This is a genomic window from Cupriavidus mimosae (assembly GCF_023952485.1).
GTDB classification, from domain to species: Bacteria; Pseudomonadota; Gammaproteobacteria; order Burkholderiales; family Burkholderiaceae; genus Cupriavidus; species Cupriavidus taiwanensis_C.
On record NZ_JALHRY010000004.1, the window covers coordinates 374,710 to 389,172 of the forward strand.

At 68.5% G+C, this 14,463-nt stretch carries 16 protein-coding genes; 10 read left to right on the forward strand and 6 right to left on the reverse strand.

Translation table 11 applies throughout. The features are described 5' to 3' along the window. The first annotated feature begins 408 nt into the window (after window positions 1–408). From cls to MKD50_RS10315, 4 genes are all read left to right on the forward strand, one after another. Window positions 409–1,845 carry a cardiolipin synthase gene (cls, locus tag MKD50_RS10300; protein WP_240070631.1) on the forward strand — a complete coding sequence of 479 codons (1,437 nt, stop codon included), beginning with the start codon at window positions 409–411 and terminating at the stop codon, window positions 1,843–1,845. A gap of 124 nt (window positions 1,846–1,969) precedes the next feature. Next, window positions 1,970–2,614 carry a TetR/AcrR family transcriptional regulator gene (locus tag MKD50_RS10305; protein ID WP_115683015.1) on the forward strand — a complete coding sequence of 215 codons (645 nt, stop codon included), beginning with the start codon at window positions 1,970–1,972 and terminating at the stop codon, window positions 2,612–2,614. Between the two features lie 342 nt (window positions 2,615–2,956). After that, window positions 2,957–3,283: a hypothetical protein gene (locus tag MKD50_RS10310; RefSeq protein WP_115700422.1), complete on the forward strand. Its 327-nt coding sequence runs from the start codon at window positions 2,957–2,959 to the stop codon at window positions 3,281–3,283. 77 nt (window positions 3,284–3,360) lie between these two features. Then, window positions 3,361–3,543 carry a hypothetical protein gene (locus MKD50_RS10315; RefSeq protein WP_252667061.1) on the forward strand — a complete coding sequence of 61 codons (183 nt, stop codon included), beginning with the start codon at window positions 3,361–3,363 and terminating at the stop codon, window positions 3,541–3,543. Between the two features lie 49 nt (window positions 3,544–3,592). Here the strand turns inward: MKD50_RS10315 and MKD50_RS10320 are convergent, their stop codons facing one another. Together MKD50_RS10320 and MKD50_RS10325 are read right to left on the reverse strand one after the other, a co-directional pair. Beyond that, a complete protein-coding gene (locus MKD50_RS10320) occupies window positions 3,593–4,018 on the reverse strand; it encodes a hypothetical protein (RefSeq protein ID WP_115700426.1) in 426 nt (141 codons plus the stop codon). A gap of 242 nt (window positions 4,019–4,260) precedes the next feature. Continuing rightward, window positions 4,261–5,382, reverse strand: coding sequence for a site-specific integrase (locus MKD50_RS10325; protein WP_252667062.1), 1,122 nt, complete (start codon window positions 5,380–5,382; stop codon window positions 4,261–4,263). A 114-nt stretch (window positions 5,383–5,496) separates the two neighbouring features. On the opposite strand from MKD50_RS10325, the gene MKD50_RS10330 reads away from it, so the two are divergent. The 3 genes from MKD50_RS10330 (at window position 5,497) to MKD50_RS10340 (ending at window position 7,535) form a co-directional block, all read left to right on the forward strand. Then, on the forward strand, window positions 5,497–6,456 hold the full coding sequence (locus MKD50_RS10330) for a DNA-binding protein (protein ID WP_252667063.1): 960 nt from the start codon (window positions 5,497–5,499) through the stop codon (window positions 6,454–6,456). 93 nt (window positions 6,457–6,549) lie between these two features. Further along, window positions 6,550–7,065: an Xre family toxin-antitoxin system antitoxin gene (locus MKD50_RS10335; RefSeq protein WP_240070635.1), complete on the forward strand. Its 516-nt coding sequence runs from the start codon at window positions 6,550–6,552 to the stop codon at window positions 7,063–7,065. Continuing rightward, window positions 7,062–7,535, forward strand: coding sequence for an RES family NAD+ phosphorylase (locus tag MKD50_RS10340; protein ID WP_252667064.1), 474 nt, complete (start codon window positions 7,062–7,064; stop codon window positions 7,533–7,535). Before MKD50_RS10335 ends, MKD50_RS10340 begins: the two co-directional genes overlap by 4 nt. Before the next feature lie 7 nt (window positions 7,536–7,542). Here MKD50_RS10340 and MKD50_RS10345 read toward each other — a convergent pair whose 3' ends face one another. Then, the gene (locus MKD50_RS10345) at window positions 7,543–9,120 is read right to left on the reverse strand and encodes a fatty acid--CoA ligase (protein WP_252667065.1); all 1,578 of its coding nucleotides are present in this window, start codon (window positions 9,118–9,120) and stop codon (window positions 7,543–7,545) included. A 186-nt stretch (window positions 9,121–9,306) separates the two neighbouring features. On the opposite strand from MKD50_RS10345, the gene MKD50_RS10350 reads away from it, so the two are divergent. Together MKD50_RS10350 and MKD50_RS10355 are read left to right on the forward strand one after the other, a co-directional pair. Continuing rightward, complete coding sequence (locus MKD50_RS10350) at window positions 9,307–11,631, forward strand: ATP-dependent DNA helicase (protein ID WP_371925327.1); 2,325 nt, start codon at window positions 9,307–9,309, stop codon at window positions 11,629–11,631. A 124-nt stretch (window positions 11,632–11,755) separates the two neighbouring features. Beyond that, window positions 11,756–12,079 (forward strand): thioredoxin family protein, encoded by a 324-nt coding sequence (locus MKD50_RS10355; RefSeq protein ID WP_240070638.1) that lies wholly within the window; start codon window positions 11,756–11,758, stop codon window positions 12,077–12,079. Between the two features lie 20 nt (window positions 12,080–12,099). Here the strand turns inward: MKD50_RS10355 and MKD50_RS10360 are convergent, their stop codons facing one another. Next, window positions 12,100–12,531 (reverse strand): VOC family protein, encoded by a 432-nt coding sequence (locus MKD50_RS10360; RefSeq protein WP_252667067.1) that lies wholly within the window; start codon window positions 12,529–12,531, stop codon window positions 12,100–12,102. A gap of 120 nt (window positions 12,532–12,651) precedes the next feature. Here MKD50_RS10360 and MKD50_RS10365 point away from each other — a divergent pair, with 120 nt between their 5' ends. Continuing rightward, entirely contained in the window at window positions 12,652–13,536 is an 885-nt protein-coding gene (locus tag MKD50_RS10365) for a LysR family transcriptional regulator (protein WP_252667068.1), read from the forward strand. A gap of 7 nt (window positions 13,537–13,543) precedes the next feature. Here MKD50_RS10365 and MKD50_RS10370 read toward each other — a convergent pair whose 3' ends face one another. After that, window positions 13,544–13,879 carry a cupin domain-containing protein gene (locus tag MKD50_RS10370; protein ID WP_240070641.1) on the reverse strand — a complete coding sequence of 112 codons (336 nt, stop codon included), beginning with the start codon at window positions 13,877–13,879 and terminating at the stop codon, window positions 13,544–13,546. 124 nt (window positions 13,880–14,003) lie between these two features. Continuing rightward, a complete protein-coding gene (locus tag MKD50_RS10375) occupies window positions 14,004–14,360 on the reverse strand; it encodes a hypothetical protein (RefSeq protein ID WP_252667069.1) in 357 nt (118 codons plus the stop codon). Window positions 14,361–14,463: the final 103 nt, after the last annotated feature.

Here is a 14,463-nt window from a genome sequence, read left to right on the forward strand (position 1 = left end):
AACCGTAAGGCGAAAGCCGGCAATGAACGCCGGGGCCGCGGTCGGACAGCCCTGGCCACGACACCTCGATGGCACCGCGTTGCCTAGCCAGAAAGCGTATTAAAAGTGCGGTCCGAAAAACAATCAGACATTGCTGAAATATCTGCCGATTCTCGCGGTTAGCCGTGATCGAAGCTGGGTCTGTCACGAGGGTGCGGCAGCTGCCGGGCGCTACCGAAAGTTGTCCACAGCTCCTGTGGACAAAGGGGGGGCATGCTGCCCTGACAGCGGCCTGGCACCGTGATGCCATCGGCGTGCCAAAAAAGAAGGCAGCTGCGGCTGGCCGCGCACGGCGGGGCGCCAACATCCGGACCGTGCTGTGCCAAAATAGCGCGCATCGCGACCCGGTCAGCGGACACAAGCCCACCGATGCTGCAGAGCCCGAGTGTCATCGCCATCATCGTGCTGGCCTTTCACGTCGTAGGCGTGGTGGCCGCGCTGCATGCCGTCATGACGGTGCGCACCGCGCCGGGCGCGATTGCCTGGGCCGGCTCGCTGCTGATGATGCCGTACTTCACCCTGGTGCCTTACCTGATCTTCGGGCGCAGCACCTTTGCCGGCTATGTCGACGCGCGCCGCTTCAACGACGACCGTCTGCGCGAAATCCGCCACGGCATGACCCCGCGCGAGCGCGAGGCGCGCAGCGCCTGCGTGGTCCACGCGCCGGTGCAGGCCTGCATGCGCGCGCTGCCGCGCCTGACCGGCATGCCCTGCCTGGCCAATAACGATGTGCGCCTGCTCATCGACGGCGAGCAGACCTTCGAGGCGATCTTCGCGGCAATGGCGCGCGCCCGGCAGGTGTTGATCGTGCAGTTTTTCATCGTCCACGACGATGCGCTCGGCCGGCGCCTGCAGGCGCTGATGTGCGAGCGCGCGCAGGCTGGCGTCAAGGTGTACTTCCTGTTCGACCGCATCGGCTGCCACGCGATGTCGCGCCGCTACGTGCGCACGCTGCTCGATGCCGGGGTCGAGGCGAGGGCGTTCTCCACGCATCGCGGTTTCGTCAACCGGTTCCAGCTCAATTTCCGCAACCACCGCAAGCTGGTGGTCGTGGACGGCTGCGAAGCATTCATCGGCGGCCACAATGTCGGGGTCGAATACCTGGGCCAGCGTCCGCCGCTGGCGCCCTGGCGCGACACCCATATCGCGCTGCGCGGCAGCGCCGTGCTGGACTTGCAGATGGCCTTTGCCGAAGACTGGTACTGGGCCGCGCGCGAGGTGCCGCATCTGCTGATGCCGCCGTCGGAGGCGGGCGGGAGCATGACCTGCCAGGTGGTGCCGTCGGGGCCGGCCGATGCGCAGGAAACCTGCTCGCTGTTTTTTGTCGAGGCGATCCAGTCCGCGCGCCACCGGCTGTGGATCACGTCGCCGTATTTCGTTCCGGACGAGGCCGTGTTCGCGGTGCTGCGGCTGGCGGTGCTGCGCGGCGTGGATGTGCGCATCCTGATCCCGGCGCGGCCGGACCACCTGGTGGTCTATGCCGCCTCCACGCTCTACGCCCACAAGGCCATTGCTGCGGGTATCAAGGTCTATCGCTACCAGCCCGGCTTCCTGCACCAGAAGGTGATCCTGATCGACGACGAGGCCGCCGCCATCGGCACCGCCAACCTCGACAACCGCTCGTTCCGGCTCAATTTCGAGCTGATGGTGATGACTGCCGACGAGGGCTTTGCGGCGCAGGTGGCGGCAATGCTCGAGGCCGATTTCGCGCAGGCCCGTCGGGTCGGGCTGGACGAGTTCCTTGCCGCGCCGGCTCCGCTGCGCGTGGCGATGCACGTGGCGACGCTGTTCGCGCCAATCCTCTGAGCCGCGGCCAGCCAGCGCCACTGTTATCGTCGATGCAACAAGCTTGTGACAGTTTGATTGTGTACACTGTTCACTATAAGACTCTGCACATCATGAACTGTCATTCGTTTTCCGGGAGGCCCGCATGAACCGGGAAGCCTCCGCACCGCCCGCACGGGCGACCTACCGCCATGGCGACCTGCGCCGCGCGCTGCTCGATGCCGGCATTGACCTGGCACGCGAGGGCGGGCCTGACGCCATCGTGCTGCGCGAGGCGACGCGGCGCGCCGGCGTGGTGCCCAATGCCGCGTACCGCCATTTCGCCAGCAGGCAAGACTTGCTGCAGGCGGTGCGCGCCTCGGCCCTGTCTGCGCTGGCGATCGCCATGGAGGCCGAGATCGGCGGGCTGCGCCCGGGGCGCGGCGCCGCCGCGCATGCGCGCGCCTGCCTGCGCGCGGTCGGCACGGGCTACCTCCGTTTTGCCCTCACGGAAACCGGCCTGTTCCGCACCGCATTCTCGGTGCCGGACGAAGTCGAGGACGACGCCGACCCGGCCAAGGCGGGCAACAGCGGTCTGAATCCGTTCCAGTTGCTGGGCGCGGCGCTGGATCAACTGGTGGAGGCCGGCGTGCTGCCGGCCGAGCGCCGGCCGGGCGCCGAATACCTGGCGTGGTCGGCCGTGCACGGCCTGGCGATCCTGCTGATCGACGGCCCGCTGCGCAGCCGCGCCAGCGAACAGGCGGAGATCCTGGGCCAGCGCGTGCTCGAGATGGTCGAGAAGGGTCTGTAGCCCCTGACCGCGGCATACATCGCGGCATAAGTCGCGGCATAAAAAAATGCCACGATGGCGGGGACCATCGTGGCAACGTAAGGAGCCAGGAAGGGGGGCAACCTGGCTCTGTCGGGCACCCAGGGTCGGGTGCAAGAACAATGTATTCCGTTGTTTCTCATCTGAATATCGGACACTTCTTAAATATGTCTTTGTTTTGTCCCGATATAGGCACCCGCACGCCCACGGCTTAGCCTTGCGCGCCAGGCCGAAGCGGCTCACCGGAATGCAGCGCCGGCCGCGCGGTCTAACTTCCGTGCCTGGCAGGTTTGGCAGGCTTAACGCTGACGCTGGGGGAGCATCATGCAATACGGAATCGGAGTGATCCTCGTCGCGACCGCGCTCGCAGGGTGCGTGGCGTACCCGTATGCCGGCGACCCGTATCCGGGATATCCCGCCTACACGGTGTCGACGCCGTACTACCAGACCTACCCGGCCTATCCCGCCTATCCGGCATACGGCTATCCGTACTACCGTCCATGGCCGGCCTATGGCAGCTTCGCCTTCATCTATGGCGGCGGCGGACACGGTGGCCATCACTGGCATGGCCATGGCCACCACCACGGGCAGGGTGGCTGGCATGGCGGTGGGCGCGGGGGTGGCAGAGGAGGTGGCGGCAGAGGCCACTGAGCGGTGGGCGTCTGCATGGCAATGCCGTGCCGCCAGGATTACCATCGGCTCATGGTCGCCAACGGAGCCTTATCGCCATGAGCAAGCCAGCTAAGAAGCACCAGCCCCAACCGCCGAAGCCAGCGCAGCAGCCATCCAGCGACGAACTGATCGAGCGCGAACTGGATGAGGCGCTGAAGGATACCTTCCCCGCCAGCGACCCGGTCGCGGTCGACACCGACGTGACGCGTCGGCCCGGCAAGTCGAAGCCGGGCAAGTAAAGTGCAGGGGAAATAAGGCGTCCCGGACCAAGGCGTCCGGACGCGGGCACTAGGGCAGTTGGCGCAGTTGCCCGATCACGGACATCAGCCGCCCGTGCGCCACGATGACGCCGGACTCGTCCTGCAGCGCTTCCTGGTAGCGCTTGCGGAACGCGGGCTCCGCCCCGTCGCTGAAGAGTTTTTCGGCGGCGCGCCCGACGGCACGGCAGGTGTCGTCGTGGTGTTCCTTGGCTTCCAGCTCTTCGTCGATCTCGATGATCAGGCGCGACAGCGGGTCGAGCCAGCGGAAGTAGTTGTCTTCAGTCACCAGCTGTACAAACAGGCCGGCCGGAATCGGACCGTTCAGGCGTTCATACTGGGCCCGGTCATAGCCGATGACTTCCTTGTGAACCTGCAGCAGGGCTGCGCGCAGGGCCTTCAGCCCGGAGCGGCGCGTTTCCTGCGTGGCGAGGAATTGTTCGTTGGGCATGCCCATCTCCGCGTTTCTACTTGATCGGGTCCGGGCAGCGGCGCGTCGTCGCGCGCCTGTACCGCCAGCGCTTGCGCGGCGGTGACTGTCTGCCGGATGTTCCGTGCGCGGCGTCCGGCCTGTGCCGGCACTGTCCCGCGCGCCTGCCAGTATAGGCAGGCCCCGCGGGGCGAGCCAGAGGCGCCGGCTAGCGAAATACCCGTATTTGCGCCGGCCGCGGCGCATGGTTGGCGGACATGGCGAGTCGCTCAGGGGCTGTCGGTGGCATCCGGTGCCAGGAGATCGGCCGCGCGCGAGCGCCGTGCATCCGCAGCGCGGAAATAACGGACCACCGTCGATACGCTGGCATGTCCGGTCATGGCCATGGTTTCAGCCAGCGGCACTTGCTGCGCCGCCGCTTCCGTGACAAAGCCCGAGCGCAGCGAATGCGCGGAATAGTCGCCATCCAGCCCGGCCAGCGCGCAACGGGCCTTGACGATGCGGCTGACCGCCGCATCCGACAAGCCTTCTCCCACATGTCCACCGCGGCGGATGCGGCGAAACAGCGGGCCGTGTTCGATCCCCGCTGCGGCCAGCCATGCCTCGAGCGCCTGCCCGGCGGCGCCGGTGACTGGCTTGGGGGTATCGGCGTGCTCGCTGCCTGACTGGTTGGTCTTCGACCAGCCCAGCACATAGACAAAGTCGCCGGGCCCCACACGCGTCAGGTGGTCCATGGTGGCGCGCGCGACTTCGGAGCGGCGACGCCCGCCGCTGGCCCACGCGAACAGCAGCAGCGCGCGGTCGCGCAACCCGGCCAGCGAGCCGTCGCAGGTATCGAGCAGGCGCAGCAGCGGCGCGCGGGTCAAGGCGGCCTTGCGGGTCTGGCGGTGGCCGCGGCGCGCGTAGGCGCGCCGGGTGCTGGCCATCAGTTCGCGCACGCCGGCATCGGCGCACGGGTTGGGCAGGCCTTGCAGCTGGTGGGCCTTGGCGATGACCGCGAGCCGGTGGGTCAGCGTGGACAGCGCGGGCGGGCCGGGTCGTGCCTTGCATCCGTCAGCGACCAGCGCCTGGTCGATCGCGGCCGGCATCTCGCAGACAGGGCCCTGCGGCGTCTGGCGCGTGGCGTGGTCGACGATGAACTGGACAACGACAGCGGGCGCGAGCGGTAGCCGCACTGCCTGCCGGTAGCGCAGGGCATACCAGGCAGACCAGTAGCGCAATGCGGACCGGTAGCTTGCCACCGTGTTTCGGGATTCGCCTTCCTGGCGCAACGCGTTGGCCGCCTGCTCGGCGAGAGGATCCAGTTGGGACGTGCGGAGCGGAGCCGGTAAGTCGACATCGGAGGGAATCGGTGGGAAATAGGCCTCGTGGGCGGCTTGGATTTTGATCATATTAAATATGATGTATGCTGTAATATATCATACATAAATAACGAATAAAAGCCGATAAGCATCCATTATCGAACCTTATTTGTGGCTTTTCAGGAATTCGACCGAGATCCCATCATGGAAACGCTCCGCAGCCGAGGCATCACCCGCGACGACGTCTGGCAAGCCGCCGACAGCCTGCTCAAGGCCGGCCAGCGGCCAACCATCGAACGCATCCGCCTGCATCTGGGCCGGGGCTCGCCGAACACGGTCAGCCCGCACCTCGATACATGGTTTGCGGCGCTGGGCGGGCGGATCCAGGATCCGCAAGGCTTTGCGCCGGCGCCAGGCTGCCCGGAGCCGGTCACCGAAGCCGCGCGTTACCTGTGGGAAGCGGCGCTGCAGAGCGCCAGGACCACGGCCGAGGCCGCGCTGGCGCAGAGGGAAGCCGCACTGGCGGCGGCCACCGCGGCTTTGCAGCAGGAGCGTGAAGCGCTGGAGCAGGAGCGCCAGGTCATGCAGGCGCGGCTCGACGGCGCCGAGGCTGCCATGTCACAACTGACACGGGCGCGCGACGAGGCAGCGGAGCGCGCGGCGCGCGCCGAAACGGCCGCGGCCGCGTGGCAGCAACAGGCCGAAGCGCTGCGCGCCGAGCATGCCTCGGCGCTGGCCGCGCGCCATGCGATGCAGAACGATTTCGACGCCCAGCGCGCAGCCTGGGACCAGGAGCGCGAAACGCTGATGCAGCGCACCGCCGCCAACGAGCGCCGCATGGCGCTGGAACTGGATGCGGCGCGCGTGGCTGCCAGGGAAGCGCAAAAGCTGCTCGAGGCCGAACGCAAGGCGGCGGTCGAGCGCTTGAGCCGGGCCGCGGAGGCGGCGTCGCGCCAGGGCAGCGAAATGACCCGGCTTGGCCAGGCGATTGCGGTGCTCGAAGAACGGGTACGTCAGCGGGAAAGCCTGCTGGCGGAGTACCGGGAGCAGGCTGGCGCGGTGCCTGCCGAACCCACGGCTGTGGCAACGCCGCCCCGGCGGAGCCGTCCGGCCCGCATCGCGCTGTCCGTCGGCAAGGGACGACGGCGCGGCCGGGGGTTGTAGGCCGACCGTGCCTTCCAGCAAGAAGCGCAGCGCAAGGGATGCTGGCGGGGAATCAATTGAGCTATACTGAATGCTCATTTGATGAGGCCCGCCATGCCGCGCATGCTCACGCCTGAAGGCCATTATCCGCTCGCACACCAACGCCGCGCCGCCCGCGAACTCGGCGTCAATAGCTACCTGGCGGTCTACGAGGCCACGCTGTCGACCGAAGGCGCCATGTCGGTGATCCAAGCCATCCGCGAGGGCGTGCCGGCTTCCGATCTCAACCGGCTGGCCGAATCGATGGGCACGAGCAAGGAACAGCTGATCAAGACGCTGGATTTGCCGCGTGCCACCGTCGACCGCAAGGCGCGCGCCCACCAGAACCTGTCGAGCGAGCAGAGCGAGCGCGTGCTCGGCATGGTGCGGCTGGTGGGCCAGGTACAGGCGCTGGTGGAAAGCTCGGGCGATGCGCGCGGCTTCAATGCGGCGCAGTGGGTGGCGCAGTGGCTGGAGCAGCCGTCGCCGGCGCTGGGCGGCCAACGCCCCGCCGCGCTGATGGATACCGTCGCGGGCCAGCGCATCGTCTCCGAGCTGGTGGCCAGGATGCAGAGCGGGGCCTACGCTTGACGCCGGCGTGGCGCATCGCGACCGACACGCCCCTCTATACCGCGGACGATGCCAGCGGCGCCGGCGCCAAGGCGAGCGGAGGGCGCTGGAACCGGCAGGGCACGTCCCTGATTTACGCGGCCTCGAGCATTGCGCTGGCGTGCCTGGAAACGCTGGTTCACCTGGGCTCGGCCGGCCTGCCGTTGAACCGCTACCTGGTCCGCATCGATATTCCCGACGACTTGTGGGCCGCGGCAGGGCGCTTGACGGCTGCCAGCGCGCCGGTCGGCTGGGATGCCATTCCCGCCGGCAAGACCAGCCTCGATACCGGCGAGGCGTGGATCCACGCGGGCACGAGCGCCTTGCTGCTGGTGCCTTCCATCGTGATTCCCGAAGAGCACAACGTGCTGGTCAATCCCTTGCACGCGGATGCCGGCCGGCTGGCCTATACCAAGGTGCGCCGCTGGCAGTACGACGCACGCCTGGCCTGAGGCAGGATCACGCCGCGCCGCCAGCGCGCAGCAGGTGTTTCTGGATCTTGCCGCTGGTGGTCTTGGGCAGTGCCTCGACGAAATGGTAGCGGCGTGGGCGCTTGTACGCAGCGAGCCGGTCGCCTTGCAGCAGGAAGGCATCGAGCTGTTCCGCGCTCGGCGCGGCCTCGCCGCGCGCCACCACGTAGGCGCCGACCACCTGGCCCCAGGCGGGATCTGGCTCGCCCAGTACCGCGACTTCGAACACGCCTGGATGTTCGATCAGGGCGTCTTCCACCTCGCGCGGATAGACGTTCTCGGCGCCGGAATTGATCATGTAGTCGATGCGGTCGCGGATCCACAGGTAGCCGTCGGCGTCCAGGCTGCCGAGATCGCCGGTGTGGTACCAGCCGTGCGCCATTGCGCGCGCGTTGGCGTCCGGGCGGTTCAGGTAGCCCTGCATCATGCACGGGCCGCGCACCAGCACTTCGCCGACTTCGCCCGGCGCGCACGGCTGCGACGGGTCGGTCGGCGCGCCGTCCTCGCGCAGCCTTGCCACTACCAGCTGGTGGCCCAGCGCGGGCAGCCCGGCCGAGCCGGCGCGGCTCAGTTGTTCGTGCGGGTAGAGCACCGACATGCACGGACCCATTTCCGTGGTGCCGTAGACCTGCACCAGCCCGGCGCCGACCTTGCGGTCCCATTCGCGGATCAGGTGCGGCGCCATCGACGCGCCGCCGTACTCTACCAGCCGCAGCGAGGACAGGTCGCGGGTACCGGCGTCCGGATGGTCGAGCAGCATGCCGACCATGGTCGGCGCGGCGAAGAAGTGCGTGACGCCCTCGGCTTCGACCAGCTGCCACGCCTCGCCCGCGTCGAAGCGGCGCTGCAGCACCTGGGTGGCGCCGACCTGCAGGCGCGGCAGGAAGCTGGTGTGCAGCTCGGCGGTGTGGTTCAGCGGCGCGATCGACAGGCCCACGTCCTCGCGCGACAGCATCATGGCCTGGTGCATCATCGCGTTGTGCTGCAGCTTGCTGCGATGGGTGTGCATGACGCCCTTGGGCCGGCCGGTGGTGCCGCTGGTGTACATCAGGATGCAGGGGGCGTTCTCGTCGACCGTCACCGTCGGCGGCGTGTCGGGCTGACCTGCCGCCAGCCTGTCGAGCCGGTGCGTGGCGCAAGCGGGCGCCGCGTCGGCGTCGGCATAGAGGCGCAACGTGGTCCCGGGCGCCAGTTCGGCGGCTTTTTCCACGACGGCCGCGCCTTCGCGTTCGAACAGCAGCGCCCTGGCGCCGCCATCGTTCAGGATGTAGGCCAGCTCCTGCGCCGCCAGGCGGTAGTTGACCGGGTTGAAGACCGCGCCCAGGCGCGCCGTGGCCAGCAGCGTAAAGACAAAGGCCGGCGTGTTGTAGAGGAAGGCCGCCACCACGTCGCCCTTGCCGATGCCGAGCGACTGCAAGCCGTGCGCGTGGCGGTTGACCTCGGCATCCAGCTGGGCATACGTCCACGCGCGCCGTCCGGCGCCGATGCCGCTGACCAGCGCGGTCTTGTGCGGCAGGTTGCGCGCGGGCCAGGTCAGGGTGTCGCCAAGGGTGATGCCGCAGGTCAAGGTCGGGCTCCGGTGGTCCGCCGCCGGGCAGGCAGGCGCTTGTTATGTCAGCCGGACAATATAGAGCGGCGCGTGGGGCACATGGAAATAACGATTTGCTCTTTCTTTATGCCCGTTGAGCGGTAAGGGCGTTCCTCGGCCAGCCACTACTGTATATTTGTACAGTTTTCGCTGTGCCCATTGTCTGTGTCTGCCGTCACCGCGCCCCCTCCCGTCACGCCCGCACCGCCCGCACCGCCCACTGCGCCGACGCAGCCGGCGTACGTCGTCGCCGTGCGCGCGCTGTGCGAGTTCACCGCCAAGGCGGGTGACCTGGACCTGCGTTTCGTGCCTACGCCGTCGGCGCAGGAGGGGGTGGCGGGCCATGGCGTGGTGACCGGCCGTCGCGGCGCGGGCTATCAGGTGGAAGTGGCACTGTCCGCGGATTTCGGTCCGCTTCACGTCCGCGGCCGTGCCGACGGCTACGATCCGGCTGCCAACCGGCTCGAGGAAATCAAGACGGTCCGCGGCGATGCCGCCGTGCCGGACAACCACCGCCACCTGCACTGGGCCCAGGCCAGGATCTATGGCTGCCTGCTGTGCCGCAAGCTGGGGCTGCCCGGGCTGGAGATCGCGGTAGTCTATTTCGACATCGTCAGCCAGCGCGAGCACCCGGTGGTGGCGCATTTCGACGCGCCGGCGCTCGAGGCGTTCTTTGTCCAGTCCTGCGAGCGTTTCCTGCACTGGGCCCAGGCCGAGCTGGCGCACCGGCAGTCGCGCGATGCCGCGTTGGCGCAGCTGGCGTTCCCGCACCAGGGCTTTCGCCCGGGCCAGCGCGAACTGGCGCAGGCGGTCTACAACGCCAACCGCGCCGGCCGCCACCTGCTGGCGCAGGCGCCCACCGGCATCGGCAAGTCGGTCGGGACGCTGTTCCCGGTGCTCAAGGCCATGCCGGGCCAGCGCCTCGACAAGGTGTTCTTCCTGTCTGCGCGTTCCACCGGGCGCGGGGTGGCGCTGCACGCCGCCGCGGCCCTGCGCGGCCATGGCGCGCAGCCGCTGCGCGTGCTCGAACTGACTGCGCGCGACAAGGCCTGCGAGCATCCGGAACTGGCCTGCCATGGCGAATCGTGTCCGCTGGCGCGCGGCTTCTATGACCGCCTGCCGGCCGCGCGCGAAGCGGCCCGCGCCGTACCGGTGCGCGACCGCGCCGCGGTACGCGAACTGGCGCGCGAACATGCCATCTGCCCTTATTACCTGGCACAGGAGCTGGTGCGCTGGAGCGACGTGGTGGTGGCCGACTACAACTACTACTTCGACCGCAGCGCGATGCTGTATGCGCTGACCGTGGCCAATGGCTGGCGCGCCAGCGTGCTGGTGGACGAGGCCCACAACCTGGTCGAGCGCGGCCGCGCGATGTACACGGCGGAGCTGGACCCGCAAGCGCTGCGCGAGCTGCGCCGCGGCGCGCCGGCGCCGCTATCCCGGCCGCTGGCACGGCTGGCGCGGCAGTGGAGCATACTCGCGCGCCAGGGTGACGATGCCTACGAGGTCCTGCCGGAAGTGCCCGCGGCCTTTCGCCGTGCGCTGGACGAATGCTGTGCCGCGGCGCTGGCCTATATGACCGAGTATCCGGGCGCACACGATCCGGCGCTGCAGCGCTTTTACTTTGATGCGCTGCATTTCGCCCGCCTTGCCGAACAGCTCGATGCGCATTCGCTGTTCGATATCCAGCGCGCGCCGCGCCGCCGTGGCCACCACGCCCGGCTTTGCCTGCGCAACGTCATCCCGGCCCCGTTCCTGCGCCCGCGCCTTGCCGCCGCGCATTCGGTCACGCTGTTTTCCGCGACCCTCGATCCCGCGGACTATTACCTCGACACGCTGGGCCTGCCGGCCGATTGCGCGCGCGTGCAAGTGCCATCGCCGTTCCGCGCCGAGCAGCTGTCGGTGCGGATTGCCTCGCGCATCTCCACCCGCTATGCGCGGCGCGAGCAGTCGCTGCCGGCCATCGTGGCGCTGATGGCGGACCAGTTCCGCGCGCGCCGGGGCAACTACCTGGCCTTCTTCAGCAGCCACGAATACCTGCAGCAGGCCGTCGCCGGCTTCGCCGGGTCGCACCCGGACATCCCGCATTGGGTCCAGGCGCGTGGCATGGATGAAGCCGCGCAGGCGGCGTTCCTGGCGGCCTTTACGGAAGACGGCGAGGGGATTGGCTTTGCGGTGCTCGGCGGCGCCTTTGCCGAGGGCGTGGACCTGCCGGGCGAGCGCCTGATCGGCGCCTTCGTCGCAACGCTGGGGCTGCCGCAGTTCAACGCCGTCAACGAGCAGTTCCGCGCGCGCATGGAGCAGGCGTTCGGCCGGGGCTACGCCTATGCCTACCTGTATCCCGGTCTGCGCAAGGTGGTGCAGGCCGCCGGCCGGGTGATTCGCACGCAGCAGGACCAGGGCGTGCTGTATCTGATCGATGACCGCTTTGCCGCGGCGGAGGTGCGGGAATTGCTGCCATCATGGTGGGAAATCGCGCCGGCGGCGTAGAAATTACACGCTGGCGTCGCGGATGCGGCATGCTGGCGCCGTAGTTCCGCCTCAGGTCGGCCTGGAACTGGCCTGGAACGAATCTGGCAGGCACACCGTCACGCGCCAACCGAAAGGAAACACCATGCCGATGACCCAACATTACGCCGCCACCGAGCCGACCCGCACCGAAGTCGACACGCTGTCCGGCGCCACCGTGCTGGAGTTCGGCGCACCGTGGTGCGGCTACTGCCAGCGGGCCCAGCCGGCCTTGGCCGAGGCTTTTTCCGTGCATCCGGACCTGCGCCACCTGAAGATCGAAGACGGCAGCGGACGCCCGCTGGGCCGGTCGTTCCGCATCAAGCTGTGGCCGACGCTGGTGTTCCTGCGCGACGGCCAGGAAGTGGCCAGGCTGGTCCGCCCGAGCGAGGCCGAGCCGATCCGCGAGGCGATGCGCCGCATTGCCTGACCGCCGCGCGCCGGATCGGCTTACTTCGCGAACACCTGGCTCAGGTCGCCAAAGGCCTTGAATTCGAGCGCGTTGCCCGACGGGTCCAGGAAGAACATGGTCGCCTGTTCGCCGACCTGGCCCTTGAAGCGCACATGCGGTTCGATCACGAACCGGGTGCCGGCCGCGCGCAGGCGTTCGGCCAGCGCCTCCCATTGGTCCATCGGCAGGATCGCGCCGAAATGGCGCACCGGCACGTCGTCGCCATCGACGGCGCTGGTGGCGCGATGGCCGCATTCCTCGGGCGACAGGTGCGCCACCACCTGGTGGCCATAGAAATTGAAATCCACCCACGCCTCGGAACTGCGGCCTTCGGGGCAGCCCAGCAACCCGCCATAGAAACGCCGCGCCTCGGCCAGGTCGCGCACGGGAAACGCCAGGTGAAACAAGGGGATCGGGGAAGTCAGGCTCATGGGGGCTTTGCGAGGGAAAGGTTCTGGCGCGCCGGGATCGGCCCGCGCGTTGATTGTAATCAGCACAACCCGTAATATGAAGCGAATCATTTTTGCCCTGAGCATCAAAGATTTCGATAGATGATCCGCTACTTCCAGACCTTCCTGACGGCTGCCGAAACCGGCTCGTTTTCCGCCGCGGCGGCGCGGCTGGCGCTGACCCAGTCGGCCGTCAGCACGCAGATCCGGCGCCTTGAAGAGGAACTGGATTGCCGCCTGTTCGAGCGCACCGGCAAGTCGGTCGCGCTCAGCGAAGCCGGGCACCGGTTGCTGCCGGAGGCGCGCCGCTTTGTCGAGCTCTATGCCGCGATGAAGGACCGCGCCGGCCCGCCCGCCGAGGCCGCGCCGGTCGAGCTGGGCGCGGTGTCCACGGTGCAGGCCACCTTGCTGGCCGAGGCAATGCGGCACTTCCGCCAGCGCTTCCCGGACTCGCACGTCAACGTGGTGCCCGGCATGTCGACCCAGCTGCTGACGCAGGTCGATGCGCGCGAACTCGATGTGGCCGTGCTGATCCGGCCGCGCCTGGGTTTGCCGCCCGACCTGAAGTGGGTGCCGCTGGTGCGCGAGCGCTTCGTCGGCATCGGGCCGGCCGGCGCGCCGCGGGAACTGCGGGCGCTGGTGGAGGCGCTGCCGTTTATCCGCTACAACCGCCACAGCACCGGCGGCCAGCTGGTGGACCGCTATCTGAAGCGGCAGCGGTTCTGGGTCAGGGAAGGGATGGAGCTGGACGAGCCGGCGGTGATCCTGCAGATGGTGGCGGCGGGCTTGGGCTGCGCCATCATTCCGGCCGAGCTGGTGCCGCTGCGCGAGGCGGCCGGCGTGGTGCAGGTGCCGCTTCCGGGCGGGCCGCTCTATCGCGAGGTTGGTGTGCTGGTGCGTGAATCGGCGCTGCGCCGCGCGCCGGTCGCGGCGCTGATCGACGCCTTCGTGGCGGCGAGCGCGCGCTGGCAGCCAGTAGAGGCTTAGAAAAGGCTCAGAGGCTGGCCGGCAACACCATCGTCACCAGCACCGAGGCATCCGACACCGCCGTCACGTCGTAGCGCACGCAAGGCCCAAGGTACAGCAGGTCGCCCTGGCGCAGCTGGCGTTCGCTGCCGTCCACGCGCACGCGGACCTCGCCCTCCAGGCATTGCACGGTCATCGGTCCGTCCACGGCATGCGGGGGCACATGCTTGCCGGCCTTCAGCACCAGCCGCATCACTTCGAGGGGGCCTTCCTTGAACAGGGCCTGGGTGGCGGTCTGGTCCAGCCGCACGCCCAGGGGCAGCACGCTGGCGATCTGTCCGGAAGCTAGGTGGGGAAGGGACATGCGCGGCTCCTCGCGTCTGGTGGGGTGGCTTGTCAGGCGCGCCGACGCCGGGCGGCGGCACGCCTTCTCAATCTAGCACCGGAGCGCGCGTATCAGTAGCACGCAGCGTGGTGTCGCCGCCAGATCAGGCCGCGGCGGCAGCGCGCGCGCCGCGATGGGCCGGCGCCGCGGAGACACCGCTGCGATCCAGGCCTGCAACTTCGAGGCCAGCAACTTCCAGGCCGGTGGCGCGGTTGGCGCCGTCGGTGAAGGGGTCACGCTGGTCGTTGACGCGCGCGCCATCGGTGAAGGGGTCGCGCTTGTCGTTGACCCGCGCGCCGTCAGTGAACGGATCGCGCTTGCCGTTGTGCAGGGCGTAGCCGTGGCGGTCACCGGCAACGCCGCGATCGTTCAGGCCTTGTGCCATGGCGGGGGTGGCGGCGCTGATTGCTGCGAGGGAGAGAGTCGTGGCAAGAAGGGCTTTGAGAGCGTTTTTATGCATGTCTGCTGTTTTTTGGGGTAAGGGGACGGCTGGCCCGCAAGGGGCCGCGCAGGCTGGCGGGTTTGCTGCCTGCGCCGTCCGGATTCGCCTTGTGGGCGGTGCC